We start from the raw sequence: 19,667 nt of genomic DNA on the forward strand, positions 1-19,667 counted from the left end.
GCCCCGCGCGGCGCTGGGGTTCCCGGTAGAATTCCTGATGGCCAGCACCCGCTCGAACGCCGACCGCAGCCCCTTCCTCCAGCGCAAGCTGGCGGACCTGCCCACGCGCCCCGGCGTCTACCTGTACCGGGACAAGGAGGCCAACCTCCTCTACGTGGGCAAGGCCAAGGTCCTGCGCAACCGGGTGAAGAGCTACTTCCAGACCCGGAACCTGGACGCCAAGACCCGGCGCCTGGTGAGCCGCATCTGGGACCTGGAGTTCATCGTCTGCGAGACGGAGCTGGAGGCCCTCGTCCTGGAGAACAACCTCATCCGGGAGCACCGGCCGCCCTACAACATCATGCTCCGGGACGACAAGAGCTACCCCTACGTGAAGCTCACCTGGAAGGACCCCTTCCCCCAGGTGTTCGTCACCCGGAAGGTGAAGAAGGACGGCTCCCTCTACTTCGGCCCGTTCTTCCCCGCCTCCACCGCCTACCGCACCGCGGAACTGGCCTACCGCTTCTTCCAGATCCGCGACTGCGACATCGACATCGACGGCAAGCGGGGCCGGGCCTGCATGAAGTACCAGCTGCACCGCTGCACCGCCCCCTGCATCGCCGCCGTGACCCAGGAGGCCTACCGGGAGCAGGCCAAGGAGGCGCGCCTTTTCCTCGAGGGCAAGCGGGACGAGCTGAAAGGGCGCCTGGAGGCGGCCATGTGGCGGGCCGCGGAACACAGTGCCTTCGAGCAGGCCGCGGCCTACCGGGACACGCTGAACCAGGTGGACGCCTGGTTCAACCGCCAGAAGGCGGCGACGGTGGACCAGGAGGACACCGATTTCTTCGGCAGCGCGGTGCTGGACGGCAGGGCCTGCGTGCACCGCCTGGAGATGCGCGAGGGGCGCATGGTGGGCCGCCGCGAATACCTCCTGGAGGACGTGGAGGCCTTCGACGGCCACGTCCTGGCCGAGGTCATCAAGCGCGTCTATTCCGAGGAGGCCGTGCCCGCGCGGATCCTGGTGGAGACCGAGCCCGAGGACGCCGAGCTGCTGCGGGAGTGGCTGGGCGCCATGCGGGGCTCCAAGCCCCACCTGGCCGTGCCCCAGCGGGGCGAGAAGGTGGACCTGCTGACCATGGCCCAGGAGAACGCCCGCCTTGCCCTGGAGCGCAAGTTCGAGCCCGCGCGGCTCAACCAGGCCGTGCTGGAGGGCCTGCAGGCCTTCCTGGGCCTGGCCCACCTGCCCAGGCGGATGGAATGCTTCGACATCAGCCACGGCCAGGGCCGGGAGGTGGTGGCCTCCTGCGTCGTCTTCACCGACGGCGTGCCGGACCGCAAGAACTACCGCCGCTTCAAGGTCACCAACGAGCAGAACGACGACTTCGCCAACATGGCCGAGGTGGTGGGCCGCCGGTACCAGCGCCTGGCCGCCGAAGGCCGGGACCTTCCCGACCTCGTGCTCATCGACGGCGGCCTGGGCCAGCTCCACGCCGCCGAAAGCGCCCTGGAGGCCCTGGGTCTCGCCCAGCTGGAGCGGGCGTCCCTGGCCAAGAAGGAGGAGCTGGTGTACCGCCCCGGCAGCTCCGAGCCCCTGCGCATCCCCAGGACCAGCCCCGTCCTGCAGCTCCTCCAGCGCATCCGCGACGAGGCCCACCGGTTCGCCATCACCTACCACCGCGCCCTGCGCGCGAAGCGCACCCTCCAGACGGAGCTCACCACCATCCCGGGCGTGGGCGCGGCCACCGCGAAGAAGCTGCTGCAGGCCTTCGGCAGCGTCGCGGCGGTGCGCGAGGCGGAGGAAGCGGCCCTGGTGGAGAAGGCGGGACGGGCCGCGGCGAACAAGGTGATGGCCTGGAGGGCCGGGGCGGCGCAGCCGCCCGCGGGGTGAACCCCGGGGGTCAGGCCACCCGGAACCGCTCCGTGAGCCCGCGCAGCTCCGAAGCCAGGGCCGCGAGGTCATCCACCGTGCGGGCCGTCTCGCCCATGGTGGCCACCAGCTGGGTCGTGGCGGAGCCGTGGCGCTCCGTGAGGGCGCCGATGGAGCCCAGGTGGGTGAGGAGCCGCTCCGTGGACGTGGCCTGCCGGTCCATGGCGGTGGCGATGTCCCGCACCTGGCCGCCGTTCTCCCGGATGTGGTCCTGGATGCGCCCGAGGCCATCGTTGACCTGGCCCACCGCCACGATGCCCTCGTCCACGCGCTGGGAGCTCTCGGCCACCAGGGCGCTGATCTCCTTTGCGGCGACGGCGCTGCGCTCGGCGAGCTTGCGCACCTCCTCGGCCACCACGGCGAAGCCCTTGCCCATCTGCCCGGCCTTGGCGGCCTCGATGGCGGCGTTGAGGCTCAGGAGGTTGGTCTGGCGGGCGATGTCGGCGATGACGGTGGTGATCCGGCCCACGTTGCGGGAGCTATCGAGGATGCCCGCCATGGCGCGGTCGGAGTCCGAGGCGCTGCCCCGGGCGGTGTCGGCGGCCGTCTCCGAGGCCGAGGCCAGGGTCTGGAGCCGGGCGGTGCCGGTCTGCACCGTACCGGTGAGGGTCCGCATGTCCTGCACCAGTCCGGTGCCTTCCTCCATGATCGAGCGCTGCTGATGGGCCGATACGCCGATCTCGTCCGTGGCCCCCTTGACCTGGGTGACGGTGGCGCTCAGCTCCATGGCGGAAGAGGCCACGCGGTGGCTCACGTCCGAGATGGTGCGGATGTGCTGGCCCAGGTCGTCGATGACCGCGTTCAGGGCGCGGCCGGTGTCCCCCAGCTCGCCGCCGCCGGGTTCGGGGCAGCGGGTGGATAGATCGCCGGTCCGAAGCGCCTCCATGGCCGTGAGCAGGCCCGCGGCCTGCCGGCGCACGCGATTGCCCAGGATATGGGTGAAGGTCAAGCCCAGGGCCAGGGCGGAGACGAGGCCGGCGAGGATCAGGTACTGGCCCCGGCGGCTGCCCACCAGGTCCCGCTGCACCATCTCCTCGCCGTCGGCCTCCAGGCGCGGGAGGAGCTTGAGGAGCAGGTTGTAGCCGTCCCGGCGGTACGCGGTGTTGGCTTCGATGAGCTCGGGGAGTTCGGCCAGGCCCGCCTTGCGGGCCCGCTCCAGGATGGGGGGGAAGGAGGTCATGTACATGCGCATGCCCGCGGTGATCCGGGTGACGTCCTCCCGGTCCTGGCCGGACCAGGGCAGGGCATCCATGGCGGCAAGGGACTTCGTCAGGTCGGCCTCCACCTCCTTGAGGCGCTTGAGGCGCTTTTCGAGGTATTCCGGATTCCTGGCCGCGCCCACGAGGGACACGTGGATCACCCGCAGCACGTCCGAATCGTGGAGCACCCGCGCGGCCACCGAGCTCTTGGGAAGGCTGGCGCCCAGCGCCACCTGGTCCGTGCGCAGGCGCTCGAGGCTGGCGGCTCCCAGCACGGCCACCAGGGCCAGGAGCACCAGCTGCGTGCACAGCAGGAACATGAACTGGCCGCGGAGGTTCAGGGAACGGAGGACGTTGAGGGCGTTCATGGTGCCTTTCGGATCACAGTGCGATCAAGGCGTACGCCAGGGACAGGGCGATGAGGCAGGCCATGCCCGCGGCGGCGAGGTTGGCGGTGCGCCGGGTGCCGAACATGTAGGTGTAGACCACCTTCAGGAGGTTGTTGCTGGCCGTGGCGATGATGATGGCCTGGAGGACCTGGACGCTGTCGATGCCCAGGTTGCCCTGCAGGACCGTCACCACGAAGGGGGTGATGTCCGAGCAGCCCACGATGAAGGACATGGCGCGCAGGCCCATCTCCTTGAAGAAGATCAGGGCGTACTTGGTGGCCAGGGAAACGGCCCCGAACATGAACGCGAAGAACAGGGCGGAATTGATCTCCAGGGGGTTCTTGTGGAGGGCCTCCTCGCCGGCCTCCGCGGGGGCGGCGCCTTCGGTTCCGCCTTCGGCGGGCTGCGGCTGGGGCTCCTGGCGGCTGTCCCGGTTGAGCCACAGGCCGTATCCGGCCGAGAGCAGGGCCAGGATCAGGAGGGCGGGGCCCACGCGAATGGCGTCCCGCGTGCGGAAGATGGCCACCAGGACTAGCACCCGCAGGTACATCATCGCCACCGCCACCAGGATGCCCGCGGCGGCCTGATGGTCCCGGCCCGGACTGCGCTTCGAGCGCTTGGCCAGCACCAGCACGGCCACCGTGCTGGAGTAGACGCCGCCCAGAAGGCCCGTGAGGAGCAGGCCCCTGCGGGGGTAGAGGTAGGTCTGCAGCACGTAGCCCAGGTAGGAGATGGTGGTGGTGACCACCACGGCCATCCACACCTGCCGGGGCGTGAGCGGCAGCACCGAGAAGAGCCGGCCCAGGTAGCCCGTGGTGGGCACCACGGCGGGGATGAGGGGCAGCACGACGCCCGCGATGGCCAGGAACTTGCAGGCCGTGACCACCTCGCCCGTCTCGAGGCGGTCCGTGAACCGGCGGATCCTGCCCTTGGAGTGCAACACGAACAGGATGGACACGGCGATCAGCACCACGTACCAGTGGGGCTGCAGGAGGGTGATGGGGCCCAGGGTGTAGGTGAGCAGCGCGATGAGCACGCCGATGAGGCCGGGGCTCTTCTTCTGGCGGACCTTGTTGTTGTAGTAGACCAGCAGGAACGGGACGATGGCGGCCAGGCCCATGATGAAGACGTAGGGACCCACCGTGGGCATCTGGTAGAGCAGGAAGCCCAGCATCCCGAAGAACACGAACGTGCGCACCGTTCCGAAGGTGTCGAACTTGTTCTCCCCCTCGTAATAATCCCGCAGCCCGATCCCGATGAGGAAGCTGGCGGCGAGGGTGAGGAGGAAGGAGGCAACGAGGGGTGGGATCACGGACAGCTCCTGGGGCGACACGAAGCGGGGCGCGGAGGGTCTGCCCTCCGCGCCCCTTTGGGGCTACTCCATCCCGACGACGCGCTTGGCGGCCTTCAGGTAGTTGGTGTTGGGCATGGCGGCGATGCCCATGCCTTCGATGACCTTCTTCATGCCTTCGTAGTTCTCGCTCTCGGCGCAGGCGGATTCCACCAGGGCGCCGTTGAACCAGACCTGGGCGTACTCGCAGATGATGCCCTCGATGGTGAAGCCGTAGCGCATCTTCTCGACGCTGACCGGGCACAGGGCGGGGTGCTTGCGGGCGAAGGCGATGAACGCGTCCAGGGTGTAGGTCTCCTGGTCGAGGGCGGTGTCGACCTTGAGGTGGGACAGGATCGTGGCCAGGTCCTCGCGCTTGACGGGGAACTGGAACTTGCCGCGGGGCTGGAAGATCTCGTAGCCCTCGGGGGTCTCGCCGACCTTGGTCTTGATGTCGAGGAGGCCGTCGCGCACCTTGACGTTGGCCTCGTTGGTGAGGGTGGAGAGGAAGTAGGTCTCGGCGGGCATCTTCCGGGCCTGGAAGAGGACCGTCTTGCCGTTCCAGATGTTGCCCTTGACCAGGTCGATGACGCCCTGTCCGAACACGCGGAACTCGGCGCGGGGGATGATCTTGGCGGCGTCTTCAACGGAGGTGGCTTGGTTCTTGGCGAAGGGATCGGCCATGGTGAGGCTCCTTGGATGGGCGGTTGCGGGGGCCGGGCCTAGAAGGCGACGGCGACGTAGAGGAAGGAAAGGACGGCGGCGCCGCCCATGCCGGCGGCCACGAGATTGGCTGCGCGGCGGTTGCCGAAAAGGTAGGCGTAGACGGCCTTCATGAGGTTGTTGCTGGCCGTCGCCACCAGGATCGCCTGGAGCACCTGGGGCTGGGAGATGCCCAGGTTGCCCTGCAGGATGGAGACGATGAAGGGAACGATGTCCGAGGCGCCCACCAGGAAGGAGAGCATCCGCAACCCCAGGTCCTTGAAGTGCAGGAGGACGAACTTCGTGACCACCGTGACCGTCACGAACATCAGGGCGAAGAGCAGGGCCGCGTTGATCTCCAGGGGGTTGCGGTCCTTGAGTTCCACCTCGGCTTCCGCCACGCCTTCGGGCGCCGGGCCACCGCGGACCCACCAGGCGTAGGCGCCCACCAGGGCGGAGAGGACCAGGAAAGGCACCGCCAGGCGGAGCGCCCCCACGGGCATGAACGCCGCCACCAGGATGATGATCCGGAGGTACATCGTGGGCGTGGAAAGGAGGATGGCCGCCGCGGTCTCCCGGGCCTCCCCGGGGGTGTTCCGGGTGCGCTTGGAGAGGACGAGGGTGGTCATGGTGCTGGAGTAGAGCCCGCCGATGATGCCGGTGAGCAGCATGCCCTTCTTGGGGTAGAGGTAGGTCTGGAGGACGTAGCCGGTGTAGGAGATGGCGGTGGTGACCACCACGGCCATCCAGATCTGGCGGGGCGTGACGGCCACGATGGCGAAGACCTTGGCGGCCCAGCCCTCCACGGGGATAGAAGCCGGTATCAGCGGCAGCACGACTCCGGTGATGGCCAGGAACTTGCAGGCCGTGACCACCTCGCCGGTCTCCAGGCGGTCCGTGAACTTGCGGATGCGGCCCTTGGAGTGCAGCACCAGGAGGATGGTCACGCCCAGGGCGGACAGGTACCAGTGGGGCTCGTGGATGGCCACCGGCCCGATGCTGTAGGTCAGCATGGCGATGAGCACCCCGATGAGGCCGGGGCTCTGGAGCTGGCTCACCTTGTTGCGGTAGTAGACCACCAGGAAGGCCCCCAGGACCGCCATGCCCATGAGGAAGGCGTAGGGCCCCAGGCCGGGGATCCGGTAGACGACGAAGCCCAGCATCCCGATGAAGATGAAGGTCCGGACCGTGCCGAAGGTGTCGAACTTCCCCTCCCCTTCGTAGTACTCCCGCAAGCCGATGCCGATCAGGGTGCTGAGGGCGATGGTGAGGAAGAAGGACGTGAGTTGCGGAGGAAGCAATGGGACCTCGGGAAGGAAGGGGGTGGGATGGGACCTAGCGCTTGGTTTGCACCATGTCCCGGAAAAGGAAGAGGTAGAGGCCGGCGATGACCAGGCCCGCCACGAACCACAGGGGGGACCGGCTGGCGGACATGGCTTCGAGCGTCATGGTCGCGGCGTCGCCCTGCTTGAGGTTGTTGACGCGCAGGGTGGCCATCTGGCGCCCGTCGGCCGCCCCCAGGCGGACCCGGGGCTCGGACTCGGTCTTGCGGACCTTGGGCAGGGCCTCCTTGACGGCCTGGAACCGGTAGCCGGCGGGAAGGATCGCCTCGACGCTGTAGGCGCCGATGGGGGCCTCGAAGGTCTGGACGAAGGCGTGCCGCACGACCCGGCTGTTGGCGGGCAGCTTGGCCCTCTCGCCTTCGGCCACGGCCTCGGGGATGAAGGCGTCCAGGGCGGTGAACGTGAAGGTGAACGTATGGGGGCCCGGCGCCGCCGGCAGGATCACCTTGACCGCGGAGCCGTGGGGCTCGAGCCGCAGCCCCTGGGGCCCTTCGGCCAGGGCATAGCCCCGGGCCTTGAAGCCCACCGGGATCTCGACGGTTTCCAGGGGGTCGCCCTCGACGGTGAGGGTGGCCGTGGCCTTGCCCGAGCCGTCGGGGAGGATGTCCAGGCGGGTGGCGTACTGCCGGATCTCGGCGGGCCCGGCGAAAAGGGCGGTGCCCAGGAGGAGGGGGAGGATGAGTCGGCTCATTTAGGCATCGCCAGGAAAGAAGGCGTGATCCCGATCCAGTGGAACCAGGTGGCCGCCGAGATGACCAGGAGCACCATGCCCACGGTGCAGGTGACCATGCCGTACTTGAAGTTGTCTCCCACCGTGTACTGGTTCGTGGAGAAGAGGATGACGTTGGGCTTGCCGCTGATGGGCAGGCCCACGACCCAGTCGATGCAGAGCGCGGCGGGCAGGGCCATGGAGACAGGGTCCCAGCCCAGGGCCTTGGACATGGTGATGATGATGGGAATGAGGATGATCGTGCGCACCGTCTTGGAGGTGGTGAGCAGGTGGCTGTACATCATCACGGCGACGATGATGGTATAGGCCGCGCCGAAGGGGATGGTCTTGAGGTTCATGCCGCCGAACAGCGTCCGGACACCCCACTCCGCCGCGCCGGTGTCTTCCAGGGCGAGGCCGCCGGCGTAGGCGCCCGCGGAGAAGATGAGGAGGTGCCAGGGGATGTCGGCCTCGCTCCACTGGAGCACGCCGTAGCGGGGGAAGAGCACCAGCACCGCGCCCACCAGGGCCGCGAAGGGCGCGCTAATCTCGACGCCGAACCAGCGCATGTGGAAGATGTCGGTCATCCACAGGAACAGCACCACGCCGAAGATCACCAGGGCCTTCTTCTCCTGGAAGGAGAACCCGCCCATGGCCTTGTGCTGCTGTTCGACCAGCGCCAGGCCGCCTTCCACCTTGGGCAGCTGGTCCTCGGGGGCGATGGGGAAGATGAACTTCCTTCCCACGAACCACATGATCAGCATGGTGAGGATGGCGATGGGCGCGCCGGCGATCATCCAGTCCATGTAGTAGACGCGGTGGCCGGTCATGCTCTGGATGAAGCCCACGGCCACCAGGTTGGCGGAGGATCCGGTCATGGTGACCGAGGTGAGCACGGAAATGCCGGCGAGGTTCAGGAGGAGCAGGTTCTTGCCGAAGGCGTTGGGGGCCTGCTCGGTGGAGCCGTAGATGGTGCCCACGACGATGATCAGGGGCAGGGTCATGACGCACCGCGCCGCGGTGGCGGGGATGAGGGGCGCCAGGGCCAGCTGCAGGATGACGAAGGCCAGGAGGGCCCAGGAGGCCTTCCGGCCGAACTTGATGATGAGCCAGAGCGCCATGCGCTTGGCGAGGCGGGTCTTCACCAGCATGGAGCTCAGGATGAAGGCCAGCAGGTTGAGCCAGATCACTTCCATGCCCAGCACGTCCATGATCGGCTTGGCCGGCGACGTGCGCGTGACCAGCAGCAGGAACATGAGGATCAGGGAGGTGACGTAGGTAGGGAAGGGTTCCGTCACCCACCACACCAGGGCCAGGGCGAAGCAGGCGGTGCCCGTCTGGGCCGCTCCGCTCAGGCCCGCGCCGGCGGGGAGGTAGTAGAGGATGAGGAAGAGCAGGATGCCGCCGGGGAATCCCAGGTAGCGCATCCATCGCTCGGTGGGGCTCTGGGCCTCTCGCGTCTTGGAGGAGAGGACCATTTTCTCCATGTCCAGGAGTTCCTGGAGGGAGGGGGCGGGGGTCGCCGCGGGTGCTTCAGCTGCCATCGCTCTGCCTGAAAAGGCAAGCCGCCCCCCTTGGGGGCGGCTCGCGGTTGATTACGCCTTGTCCCAGGTATTGTAAGGGTTCTTGAGGAGGTTCGAGTTGAAATAACGGGGGTCGCTGGAAACTTCGGCGCCGGCCCAGGCGGGGAGGGTGATGGCTTCGTCCTCGGAGGCCAGTTCGATCTCGGCGACCACCAGGCCCTCGTTGAGGCCGTGGAAGACATCGATCTCCCAGGTCTTGCCGAAGTGCACCTCCTTGTGGCGGTGCTTGTCGATCAGGGGCTGCTCGCAGAGGTTGTCCAGCAGGAGGGCGGCGTCCTCCACGGGGATGGAGTACTCGAATTCAGAGCGGGTCACGCCCTTGGTGATGCCCTTGATGGTGAGCTTGGCGCGGGTGCCTTCGATGCGGACGCGGACGACCCGTTCCTTCTGGGAATTGAGGTACCCCTGCTTGAAGTGGATGCCTTCGCCCTGGGGGACCCATGCGTCTAGCTTCACCTGGTACTTGCGTTCGATTTCCTTGGCCATGGGGCCTCCTGGTTCGGTTGGGGGTTGATTGCGTTGCTGCGGACAGTCCTACCGGCGGGGCCCGGGGTGCGGGCCCCCGCCGGCAGAGAAGAACCAGGACCTAGAAGTTGACCTGGAGGCGGAGCGTGGTGATGGAGAAGTCGTCGTTCACGATGCCGCCGTAGACGCCCTTGGGCTTGGCGTTCTCGTTGTTGTCGACCTTGGTGTAGTCGATCATCCAGCGGATGTTCTTGTTGGTGTACCAGGTCAGCCCCAGGGACATGTTCTTGGCCTCGCCGCCCTTGACGGCGTCGATGGCGGTGAGGTCGTCCTGGCTCATCTTGCTGTAGCGGGCCACCACTTCCAGGGCGCCGGCCTTGGTGGAGGGGCTCACCTTGCCGAAGACGCCGTCCTGGGCGTTGTAGCTGCGCCGGCCGCCGAAGATGTAGGACACCTGGCCGTAGTAGGTGGAGAAGGTGTGGTCCACGACGCTGGCGGCGAGGGCGGCGGCGGTGGTGCCGACGGCATCCCGGCGCTTGACCTTGGTCTGCTGGTACTCGCTCTGCCAGGAGAACGCGTTCCACACGCCCGCGAACTCGGCGCCGGTCTGGGTGTAGTCCTTGACGTTGTTAACCTTGGCGTTGAGGAACTTGGCCTTGCTGATCTTGCCGGCCTCGGGGCGGCCCGAGAAGTCGATGGCATAGGCTTCGTTCGCCACGGGCACCAGGGTGGTGGTGCTGTAGTCGGCGATGGGGGTGCGCGTGCTCAGGGCCACGCCGAAGTGGATGGCCTTGGACTCGTTCACGAGGACCGGCGCGAAGCTGACGCGGCCGGCGTAGCCCCAGCCGTGGTCGGAGCCGTTGGTGTCGGCCGTGTTGGTGTCGTCGATGGCCTGGCCGAAGAAGTTGACCTTGGCCTGCCAGCGCTCGCCCCACTTGGCCACGGCGATGCCCACGTGGCGGTCGGGAGCCCACACGTCGCTGTAGGAGCGCTCGGTGAACCAGATGGCGTTGGAGGACGAGAGGGTGTCGAAGCCGAAGGGCGCCTTGAACTGGCCCACCTGGATCAGGGTGTCCTTGAAGCCCTGGTAGCCGAGCCACATGTCCTTGACGGAGGCGTCGCCTTCCGCGAAGTCGTAGTCGCCTTCGGCGACCCAGTCCTTGCCGAAGCCGGCCTTGAAGCTGACGCGCCCGCGGCGCAGCTGCGTGCCGTTGGCCAGGCGGTTCTTGTTGCCGTCGAAGAACACGGAATCCAGGTGGAAGCGGCCGCCGAACTTGACGAAGAAGCCGTCCTTGGAGTCGTCGGACTTCTTGGTTTCGGACTTGGCCTTGGTGAGCTTCTCGACCTTCTTCTCCAGGTCGGCGATGCGCTTCTCGGCGTCGGTGGGCGTCTGGGCGGCGAGGGGGCCCGCCAGGATGGCGAGGGCCAAGGGCGTGACGAAGAACTTCATGTGAACCTCCAGCGGTAGGTCATGGGGGTGGCGCGATCGCGCCTGCTTTGTGGAAGACGGGGGTTTCCCAGCGGGAACGTCCTGTGATTGGAAGATGCGTGCCAAATGCGAGAATGGTTTCAAGTAAAGCATTTGGAGTGGTTGTGGCTTGACCTGGGCGTTCCAGGTACGGCGTCCGTGCGGGATTCCGCAAAACTCCGCTGCGGGAACGCGCACCGGGCGGCTCACCCCACCTGGGCGGCCAGGGCGCCGGCGATGGTCTTCACGATGGACGCCGTGTCCAGTTCCGTGACGGTGATCAGGAGGCCGGTGCGCTCGTAGTGGCCCACGAGGGGGTTGGTCTGCTGCCGGTAGACCTCCAGGCGGCGGCCGATGGCCTCGGGGGTTTCGTCCTCGCGCTGGACGACCTTGCTGCCGCAGACGCGGCAGGTGTCGCCCGGGGCGGGCGGGTTTGACTTGACGTTGTAGATCTCGTTGCAGGCGGGGTTCGAGCAGGTGCGGCGGGTCGTGAGGCGGTCCAGGATGACCTCCTCGGGGACGGCCAGGTTCACCACCAGCTCCAGGGGTCGGTCCAGGCCCTTGAGGAGGAGGCCCAGCGACACCGCCTGGGGGATGGTGCGGGGAAAGCCGTCCAGGATGAAACCCTCGTCCGGCCTTTCCTGGAAGCGCTGTTCCATCATGCCCATGATGAGGCGGTCGGGGACCAGGTCGCCCCGCTGCATGAAGGCCTGGGCCTGCTGGCCCAGGGGCGTTCCGGCCTTAACGGCCGCCCGGAGGAGATCCCCGGTGGAAATCTGCACGGAGCCGTCCTGGGCCGTGAGCTGTTTGGCCACGGTGCCCTTGCCGGCCCCGGGCGCACCCAGAAGTACGATGCGCATGGTTAGTGCCTCCTTGATGGTCGCGTCAAAAAAAAAGGGGGGGGCGACGCCCCCCCCCAGGGTGGTGTCATTCGCCCAGGTTCTTCGCCCCGGGCCAGCGGTACAGACTGGGATTGCCGTCCTTGTCCAGGGGGCGCCGGTCCGCGTCGGTGACCACGGAACGCTCGTAATCCAGGACCGCGTCGCCCAGGAAGCGGATCGCCTCGGCCCGCTCCTTGAAGCCGGTGGAGGACAGGAAGAGCTTGCCTTCCTTGTCCCGGCCCTTGTAGGAGGTGAACCAGGTCTGGATGATGGAGGTCACGCCGGGGAACTTGGCGTCCAGGTCGGCGATGCTCTTGCAGTTCCAGAAGGGCGAACCCTCCATGGCGACCACGAGCTTGTTGTCCACCTCGCCCGAGTCGGTGAGGACCAGGATGCCCAGGGTGCGGGCCTTGACCATGGTGCCGGTGGGCACCGACTGGCCGAGGATCAGCACGTCGACGGGGTCGCCGTCGCCGCCCTTGGCCTTGGAGAGGACGGTGTGGGGCACCGCGCCGTAGTTGCAGGGGTAGCCCAGGTACTGGACGTACCGGGGGGCTCCGTTCTTCTGTTCGATGGCGATGAGGCCGGTCTTGACGTCGGTCTCGTACTTGGCCGTGGTGCCCGCGGGGATTTCCACGAGGCAGTTGACGGTGCCGTCGACGTTGATCGGGTCATTGCCCGTGAGGAAGTTCTTCTTGCCCTTGAGGACATGGACCTGGTCGGTGACGTCGGCGGGCTTCAGCGCCGGCAGCGGCATGGCCGCTGCCAGGCAGAGAAGGATCCCGGGAAGGGCGATGCGGGGGGAGAAAAGCGTCTTCATATGTTCCAAGCTCCTATTCGATGGGCCAGTGGGGCGCGAGGCTTATGACGGATCGTCGTTGTGGGCGGCCTTGGCCTTCTTGGCCTTGGTCTTGGGCTTGTCCGCCTCGGGGGCGGGCGCCGCGGCGACATCCAGGATGATGTGGGGGCGGCTCTTCTTGGCGGCGTCGTCATAGGCCAGCTTGGGGCTCTTCATGAGCTCCTCGCGGACGGTCTCGGGAGCGTACTCGAGCAGGTAGTAGGTGGGGCCCCAGGGGGTCTTGCCCGGATCGACGACTTCCATGATCAGGCGGGCCGCGTTGGCCATCTGCTCAGGGGTGCGGTCGGGGTTGTGCTTGGAGTAGCGGCCGGACTTGTTGTTGATGGTGAAGCTCTTGGTGGCCTTGTCATAGTTGATCTCGCCGCTGATGCGGCTGGGGCCGCCGGCGAGGGCGGAGACGTGGCCGTAGTTCTCGGTGGTGCCGGGCTTGCGCTTGGAGCGGTCCTCGGGGCGGAAGAAGCCCTTGGCGTAGGTGCGGCCCAGGGGATGGGCGGCTTCCTGGATGATGCCCACGCGGCCTTCGGCGTCGATCACCCAGTTGTAAGGGGCGTTCTTGGCGTCCAGGATGGCGGGGTAGTCCTTGGTGCCCACCTGCAGGTAGGGGTTGATGAGCACCTTGCCGTTCTTGTCGGCTTCGTAGTGCTTGATGTAGGCGGGCATGGACAGGTACCCGTAGAGCGCGTCGAGCTTGTCGGGCCCGGCCTGGGCGAGGCCGGGGAGGGCGAGGCAGGCCGCGAGGGCGCCCAGCGTGAGACTGCGTGAGAGGTTTCGCATCGTCGGGATTCTCCTGAAAGGGGTGGAAGGGACGTCAGTGGGTGAGGGGCCGGTTCATGAGCTTGCGCACTTTGGAACCGCCCCACTTCTCGGGCTGGGCCATGGCCAGGTCGGCGAGCTCGCCGGCGATGACCTGCTGGAAGAACTGCTCGCTGGCTTCGTGGAGCGCGGGGCTGTCGTAGAAGTCGATGTCGCCGTAGCCCATGGAGATGTCGTAGAGGTAGGGCGCCTCGCCGGGCTTGGTGGACCAGCCCTCGAAGGAGAAGCCGCAGTCGTCGGTGCCGGCCAGTTCGACCGCGCCCGGCTTCACGCGCACGGAGTAGGCCCGGGTGCCCACGAGGCGGGTCCCCGCGGGGAGGCCCAGGGTGGCCAATTCAGGAATGTACTTGGCGAAATCGCCCAGGGTCAGGGAGCCCAGGCTGTCGAGGGTGACGCTGAAGGAGGCGCCCTTCTCGATGTAGCCATCCAGGATGCCGCCCGCGCCGGGACCGGCGTTCTCCTCGGCCTCGACCTTCACCTTCTCCACGCCCACGACCTTCAGGGGCACGGCCATGGCGATGTTGGCGTCGGGATTCACGGCCTTGATGGTCACGCCCACCGTGGCTTCCGCCACGCCCTTCTTGTACTTCTGGGTGATGCGCAGCAGGTAGCCCTTCTTGAACAGGTCCTGGCCCGGGGTATCGAAGTACTCCTTGTAGGCCTTCTCGATCTTCAGGGCGTTGTCGGCCTTCTCGGTGACCTTGAAGCCGTGCTTGGCGCTGGCGGTCTTCACCCGTTCCCAGATCGTGGCGAACACCTCCGCGGGGGAGCCCTTGAGCTTGGCGGGGTCGAGGAGGAACTTCACCTCGCGGCCGTTCACGTTCTGCAGCTTGGGCGCGGGGTATTTCTCGATGGTGCGCTGGTGCAGAGGCTTGGCCTTCGCGGGCGCTGCCGCCCAGCCGCCGGTGGCCACGGTGCCCGCGACCAGTAGGACTGTCACGATATTCCGGATCATAAGGGTTTCTCCTTGGACAAGGGGGTAGGCTTCGGGATGCCCCGGAAGGAGCAAACCTCGCGCCAGTTTGTCGCATTGGGTTATCTATTGATTATAAATGGGATCATGCCCCAGCGCCCCCTCGTCCGGGCGGGGGGGTGTGCGAAATTCCGCAAAGCGGGTGCGAAGAGCCGCTCAGCCGGGATTCGGCAGCTGACGTTGCCGCCCAGAAACGGGAACCGGGAACAACCCCTTCGGCTGGCGCCGAGACAAGCTGTTTGAATCAGGAAGCCGGGTGATGAAGATCTATCTTTTCATCCCCGTTCATCCCACTTTTGCAACAGATAGAGCAGGGCTCTATCTGTTGCAAAAGTGGGATGAACGGGGATGGAAAGGGATTAAATCCCTGTTTAAATTCCGCCCTCCGATCCCGGCTCAGAAGCGGTCGAGGTTCAGACCCAGGACCTTCAGGCGGTCGTAGAGGGTGCGCCGGGCCATCCCCAGGATCTGGGCGGCCTCGGCCACGTTGCCGGCGGTGCGCTGGAGGACCCGCTCGATGTGGGCGCGTTCCATGTCCTTGAGGGTGGCCAGTTCCGTGGGTGCCTCCTGGGGCGGCGCGGGGCGGTCCTGCATGCCCAGGTCCGCGGCCTCCAGCTGGTCGCCCCGCTGGAGGATCATGGCGCGCTCCAGGACGTTGGACAGCTCCCGGATGTTGCCGGGCCACGGGTAGGCCACCAGGGCCGCCTCCGCCCGGGGGCTGAGGCCCACCGGCAGCCGGCCCATGCGCCTGGACACGGCCTCGAGGATCGTAGCGGCCAGGATGGGAATGTCCTGGGGCCGCTCCCGCAGCGGCGGGATGCGCAGGGTGAGGGTGCTGATGCGGTAGTACAGGTCGTCCCGGAACGTGCGGGCGCGGACCATGTCCTCCAGGGCCAGGTTGGTGCTGGCGATGAGGCGGATGTCCACCACCCGGTCCCGCACGTCGCCCAGGCGCCGGAAGGTCTTTTCTTCCAGCGCCTTAAGGAGCTTGGGCTGGATGGCGGGGTCCATGTCCCCGATCTCGTCCAGGAACACGATGCCGCGGTGGCCCACCTCCAGCAGGCCCTGCTTGGCGGCCACGGCGCCCGTGAACGCGCCCCGCTCGTGCCCGAAGAGCTCGCTCTCCAGCAGCTCCCGGGTGAGGCCGGCGCAGTTGAGGTTCACGAAGGCTTCCTCGGCCCGCGGGCTGTTGAAGTGGATCCACCGCGCCAGGACGCCCTTTCCGGCGCCGGTCTCGCCGAGGATGAGGATGGGGCTGTCCCATTCCAGCATCCGCCGGGCCTGTTCCTCCAGCCTTCGGATGGCGGGGCTTTCGCCCTGGAAGGGGTTCAGGATCCCGGCCCGGTCGCGGTTGGCGGCCTCCTGGCGGTGGCGCAGCCGCTGCTGCTGGAGCAGGCGGCGCACGATGAGGAGCAGGGCCTTGGACTCCACGGGCTTGGTGAGGAACTGCTCCGCGCCCTCCTTGATGGCCCGCACCGCCAGGTCGATGGAGCCGTGGGCGGTGAGGATGATGAAGGGGGTGTTCTCGTTCAGGCGCTTGACCTGGGCCAGGATGTCCAGGGAGGTGCCGTCGGGCAGGCTGTAGTCGGCCACCACCACGTCGGGATTCCCGCTGCGGTAGAGCTCCATGGCCTGCTTGCAGTTCTCGGCCTCCTGCACCTCCAGGTCGTTGGCGCGGAGGAAGGCGGCCATGCCATGGCGCACGGAGGGGTCATCCTCGATCAGGAGGATCCTGGGGTCAGTCATGGTCGGGGTCCTGCATGAGGGTGGCGACCTTCCGGGGGGCCGGAAGCTTGACGGTGACGATGGCTCCACCCCCGGAGCGGTTGGCCAGTTCCACCGAACCGCCGTGCTCTTCCACCACGCGCTTGACGATGGAAAGGCCCAGGCCCGTCCCTCCCTTCCGCCGGGTGAAGAAGGGCTCGAAGGCCCGGGCCTGGGTCTCGGGCGCGAACCCGGGCCCCTGGTCCTCCACGGTGAAGATCCACCACTCGTGGCCCTCCCGGCGGTCGCGCCGGCACCGCACCGCCACCTCCCCGCCCTGGGGCGAGTGGTGGATGGCGTTCTCCATGAGGTTCCGGAAGACCTGGTGCATGCGCCGGCCGTTGAGGGGGAGCACCAGGTGGGGGTTGCCCAGGTGGAGGCCCAGGGTGCACTGGTGCCGGGTCGCCTGGGGCTCGCAGCTGCGCGCGGCCTCCTCCAGGAGGGCCTTGACCAGGCAGGGCTCGGGGTTGAGGGTGCGGGGCTCGCCGTAGTCCTTGAGGTCGTTCATGAGGCTGGAGATGCGCTCGGCGCTCTCCCGCAGGGCGGCCACGAAGGGCATATACCGCGGCTCCTCGCCGAAGGTGGCCTCCATGGCGTCGAGGTTGATGGAGATGCCGTAGACCGGATTGCGGATCTCGTGCACCACCCCGCCCACCAGGGCCCGCAGGGACTCCTCGGCCCGGCGGCGCTCGGTGATGTCGGTGCACATGCCCGTCATGCGGGCCGGGCGGCCCTGGTCGTCCCAGGCCACCACCTTCCCGGCGTCGAAGACCCAGATCCAGTCCGTGGACCGGCTGAGGATGCGGTATTCCACCTGGTAGGTGGCCTGGCGCCCCTCCAGGTGGGCGTTCATGGCCCCCTCCACCTGGAGGCGGTCCTCGGGATGGATCCGGGCGAGCCCGCCTTCCATGGTGGCGGCCACCTCCGTGGGCTCCAGCCCCAGCATGGAGAACCACCGGGGGCTGCGGTACACCTCCCCCGTGGCGACGTTCCAGTCCCAGAGGCCCTGCTGGGTCCCCTCCAGGGCCAGGTTGAGCCGCTCCTCGGAGGCGTGGAGGGCCGCCTCGGCCTCCTTGAGGGCCGTGATGTCCCGGGACACGGCCGCGATGCGGTGGATGCGCGACCACTTGTTCCGCACCGGCGTGAGCGTGGTCTGGAAGCTCCGGGCCCGGCCCGCCACCACGTGCTCCTCCTCGTACAGGAGGGGCCGTTCCTCGGCCAGCACGCGGCTGAAGTGGTTCATCAGGAGCGCGGCGCTTTCCGGGGGCAGGCACTGCGCGGGCGTCTTGCCCGTGAACTCCGGGAGCAGGAACCCCGAGCCCCCGCCCAGGGGCGGGTTCACGGTCTCGAAGGTGAGCTCCCCGCCCTCCGAGACGCCCACCACGTAGATCCAGTCGTAGAGGTTGGGGAAGAGGCCGTCGTAGGCCTGGTCCGCCAGCAGCTTGTCGAGGGGCGTCTCCGAAGGGGTCACTTCTCGTCCGCCGCCAGTCCCAGCTGTTCCAGGTCCTTGCGGGCCGCGACGTTGCCGGCGGCCGCGGCCTTGCGGTACCACTTGACCCCCTCCTTCCGGTCCATGGGGACGTTCAGCCCGTTGTAGTACATCGTCCCCAGCATGCGCATGGCGCCGGCGTCGCCCTGGGACGCCTTCTCCAGGTACGGCAGGAGGACCGCGGGCACCTCGCCCCGGGCGCGGGCGGGGGCCATGGCCTCGCCGCCGGCGGACAGGAAATAGTAGGCCACGCTGCCGCCCAGGATCGCCACCGCCAGGAGGCCGAAGACCCAGAGCAGGGGCCGGCTGGCCCTCGCCGGGGACCTGCGGGCTTCCGGCAGCGGATCGGCGATGCGCTGGGACCGGGTCGTGGCGGCCTCCGGTGCGGGAACGGACGGCATGATGCGCATGGGCTGGGTGTCCTGGAGCCTGGGCTCCCCGGTCTTGAGGACCTGCGTGGCGTCGGGATCCGGGGGCAGGGAGGGATCGTTCGGGTCGTGGGCGGGTTGCTCGTTCATGGGCGCTCCTCGGCGGCATCCCGCCAGGCCTGGAATCGGGGTACGAAGACGAAGAACATCACGGTGGTCAGCGCGATGAAGGACCGGGCGTAGCGTTCGGCGGCAGGGCCCCCCAGCGCGTAGTAGACGAGCCCGTAGAAGGAGCTGAGCTCGAAAAGGGCGGCGTAGAGGATCGTCTCACGGATCACGGCGCCCGGGCGCCGCGCCTCCTCCAGGGTCCCGAAGGTGCGCCGCACCTTGGCCCAGCGCCAGGTCACGAAGAACGCCGACGCGAAGGTCAGCCCCGTGAAGGTGTAGCCCAGCTGCTCCACGACCCCCGCGGGGGCGAGCCCGCCGGGGCGGATGGCGGTGCCCAGCATGAGCTGCAGCACCAGCGGCCAGCCCACGCAGATGAACAGGCCGATGACGTAGGCGATGCGGAAGGCCTTTGCAAGGGAGGGGCTGGGTGCGTTGTCCACGGTCTAGGCCGCCTTGACCCGGATTTCTCCGAAAACTTCCGACTGCACCAGGAGGATCCGTCCGGTGCGGACCATCTCCAGGAGGGCAAGGAAGGTGAGCACCAGCTCCTCCCGGGAGCCGGCGGTGGCGAGGAGCCCGCCGAAGGCTTCCCAGCGCCCGTCCATGAGGAAGGCGGTGACTTCGGCGATGCGCTGGTCGAGGGTCTTGGGCGGGGTGCGCACCTGCACGGGAGGGGGCGGCAGGAGCCGCTTCAGCGCGTCGCGGTACGCGGCGAGCAGGTCGAAGAGGTTGGCCTTGATGGGCTCCTCCTCGATGCGGGCGTGGTCGCGGATGTCCAGCCCCGGGGCGAAGACCACCTTCTGCCATTCCGCCTCGCGGCTGGAGAGTTCCTTGGCGGCCTCCTTCACCTGCTGGTAGTCCAGGAGGCGCTGGACCAGGTCCTCGCGGGGATCCTCCAGGCCCTCGTCCGCGGGGGGCCGGGGCAGCATCATGCGGCTCTTGATCTGCAGGAGGTGGGCGGCCATGGCCACGAACTCCGCGGCGATCTCCAGGTTGAGCTCCTCCATGAGCATCAGGAAGTCCATGTACTGCCGGGTCACGGAGGCCATGGGCAGGTCCAGGATGTCCAGCTTCTGCTCCCGGATCAGGTGCAGGAGCAGGTCCAGGGGGCCGTCGAAGGAGGCCAGGTGCAGCTCCAGGTCGCGGAACTTCGTTTCGAAGCCCTTCGGGGCCTCGAAGGCCGGGTGCTCTCGGGGGGTTTCGTTCATGGCATTCCATTGTAGCTTAGGAGGCTGTCCAAGTATTGCAGCCTCCTAGT

The 19,667-nt window shown here is 67.7% G+C and carries 18 protein-coding genes; 1 reads left to right on the forward strand and 17 read right to left on the reverse strand.

Translation table 11 applies throughout. From position 1 onward, the window contains the following. Positions 1–37 precede the first annotated feature (37 nt). The gene (gene uvrC / locus ACZ5LB_RS00430; RefSeq protein ID WP_464604192.1) at positions 38–1,867 is read left to right on the forward strand and encodes an excinuclease ABC subunit UvrC; all 1,830 of its coding nucleotides are present in this window, start codon (positions 38–40) and stop codon (positions 1,865–1,867) included. Positions 1,868–1,877: 10 nt separating this feature from the next. Here the strand turns inward: uvrC and ACZ5LB_RS00435 are convergent, their stop codons facing one another. The 17 genes from ACZ5LB_RS00435 to ACZ5LB_RS00515 all read right to left on the reverse strand — a co-directional run bounded on the left by ACZ5LB_RS00435 (position 1,878) and on the right by ACZ5LB_RS00515 (position 19,617). Then, the gene (locus ACZ5LB_RS00435) at positions 1,878–3,473 is read right to left on the reverse strand and encodes a methyl-accepting chemotaxis protein (RefSeq protein WP_464604193.1); all 1,596 of its coding nucleotides are present in this window, start codon (positions 3,471–3,473) and stop codon (positions 1,878–1,880) included. 13 nt (positions 3,474–3,486) lie between these two features. Beyond that, positions 3,487–4,806, reverse strand: coding sequence for an MgtC/SapB family protein (locus ACZ5LB_RS00440; protein WP_464604194.1), 1,320 nt, complete (start codon positions 4,804–4,806; stop codon positions 3,487–3,489). Between the two features lie 63 nt (positions 4,807–4,869). Continuing rightward, entirely contained in the window at positions 4,870–5,508 is a 639-nt protein-coding gene (locus ACZ5LB_RS00445) for a hypothetical protein (protein WP_464604195.1), read from the reverse strand. Between the two features lie 38 nt (positions 5,509–5,546). Beyond that, entirely contained in the window at positions 5,547–6,827 is a 1,281-nt protein-coding gene (locus tag ACZ5LB_RS00450) for an MgtC/SapB family protein (RefSeq protein ID WP_464604196.1), read from the reverse strand. A gap of 34 nt (positions 6,828–6,861) precedes the next feature. Further along, the gene (locus ACZ5LB_RS00455; RefSeq protein WP_464604197.1) at positions 6,862–7,560 is read right to left on the reverse strand and encodes a hypothetical protein; all 699 of its coding nucleotides are present in this window, start codon (positions 7,558–7,560) and stop codon (positions 6,862–6,864) included. After that, on the reverse strand, positions 7,557–9,122 hold the full coding sequence (locus ACZ5LB_RS00460) for an SLC13 family permease (RefSeq protein WP_464604198.1): 1,566 nt from the start codon (positions 9,120–9,122) through the stop codon (positions 7,557–7,559). The genes ACZ5LB_RS00455 and ACZ5LB_RS00460 overlap by 4 nt, the downstream gene beginning before the upstream one ends. 51 nt (positions 9,123–9,173) lie before the next feature. Beyond that, complete coding sequence (locus ACZ5LB_RS00465) at positions 9,174–9,647, reverse strand: CYTH domain-containing protein (protein ID WP_464604199.1); 474 nt, start codon at positions 9,645–9,647, stop codon at positions 9,174–9,176. Positions 9,648–9,747: 100 nt separating this feature from the next. Beyond that, complete coding sequence (locus ACZ5LB_RS00470; protein WP_464604200.1) at positions 9,748–11,076, reverse strand: OprO/OprP family phosphate-selective porin; 1,329 nt, start codon at positions 11,074–11,076, stop codon at positions 9,748–9,750. 224 nt (positions 11,077–11,300) lie between these two features. Then, on the reverse strand, positions 11,301–11,954 hold the full coding sequence (locus ACZ5LB_RS00475) for an adenylate kinase (RefSeq protein WP_464604201.1): 654 nt from the start codon (positions 11,952–11,954) through the stop codon (positions 11,301–11,303). Between the two features lie 67 nt (positions 11,955–12,021). Then, a complete protein-coding gene (locus tag ACZ5LB_RS00480) occupies positions 12,022–12,795 on the reverse strand; it encodes an inorganic diphosphatase (RefSeq protein ID WP_464604202.1) in 774 nt (257 codons plus the stop codon). Between the two features lie 42 nt (positions 12,796–12,837). Beyond that, positions 12,838–13,608 carry a hypothetical protein gene (locus ACZ5LB_RS00485; RefSeq protein ID WP_464604203.1) on the reverse strand — a complete coding sequence of 257 codons (771 nt, stop codon included), beginning with the start codon at positions 13,606–13,608 and terminating at the stop codon, positions 12,838–12,840. A gap of 34 nt (positions 13,609–13,642) precedes the next feature. Beyond that, complete coding sequence (locus tag ACZ5LB_RS00490; protein WP_464604204.1) at positions 13,643–14,587, reverse strand: hypothetical protein; 945 nt, start codon at positions 14,585–14,587, stop codon at positions 13,643–13,645. Between the two features lie 429 nt (positions 14,588–15,016). After that, on the reverse strand, positions 15,017–16,366 hold the full coding sequence (locus tag ACZ5LB_RS00495; protein ID WP_464604205.1) for a sigma-54-dependent transcriptional regulator: 1,350 nt from the start codon (positions 16,364–16,366) through the stop codon (positions 15,017–15,019). After that, positions 16,359–17,855: a PAS domain-containing sensor histidine kinase gene (locus ACZ5LB_RS00500; RefSeq protein ID WP_464604206.1), complete on the reverse strand. Its 1,497-nt coding sequence runs from the start codon at positions 17,853–17,855 to the stop codon at positions 16,359–16,361. Before ACZ5LB_RS00500 ends, ACZ5LB_RS00495 begins: the two co-directional genes overlap by 8 nt. Then, on the reverse strand, positions 17,852–18,391 hold the full coding sequence (locus tag ACZ5LB_RS00505; protein WP_464604207.1) for a hypothetical protein: 540 nt from the start codon (positions 18,389–18,391) through the stop codon (positions 17,852–17,854). Before ACZ5LB_RS00505 ends, ACZ5LB_RS00500 begins: the two co-directional genes overlap by 4 nt. Continuing rightward, positions 18,388–18,849 carry a hypothetical protein gene (locus ACZ5LB_RS00510; RefSeq protein ID WP_464604208.1) on the reverse strand — a complete coding sequence of 154 codons (462 nt, stop codon included), beginning with the start codon at positions 18,847–18,849 and terminating at the stop codon, positions 18,388–18,390. Before ACZ5LB_RS00510 ends, ACZ5LB_RS00505 begins: the two co-directional genes overlap by 4 nt. Positions 18,850–18,852: 3 nt before the next feature. Then, positions 18,853–19,617, reverse strand: coding sequence for a segregation and condensation protein A (locus ACZ5LB_RS00515; RefSeq protein ID WP_464604209.1), 765 nt, complete (start codon positions 19,615–19,617; stop codon positions 18,853–18,855). Between the last annotated feature and the right edge of the window lie 50 nt (positions 19,618–19,667).

The sequence above is a fragment of the Mesoterricola sp. MK458 genome (assembly GCF_055384935.1).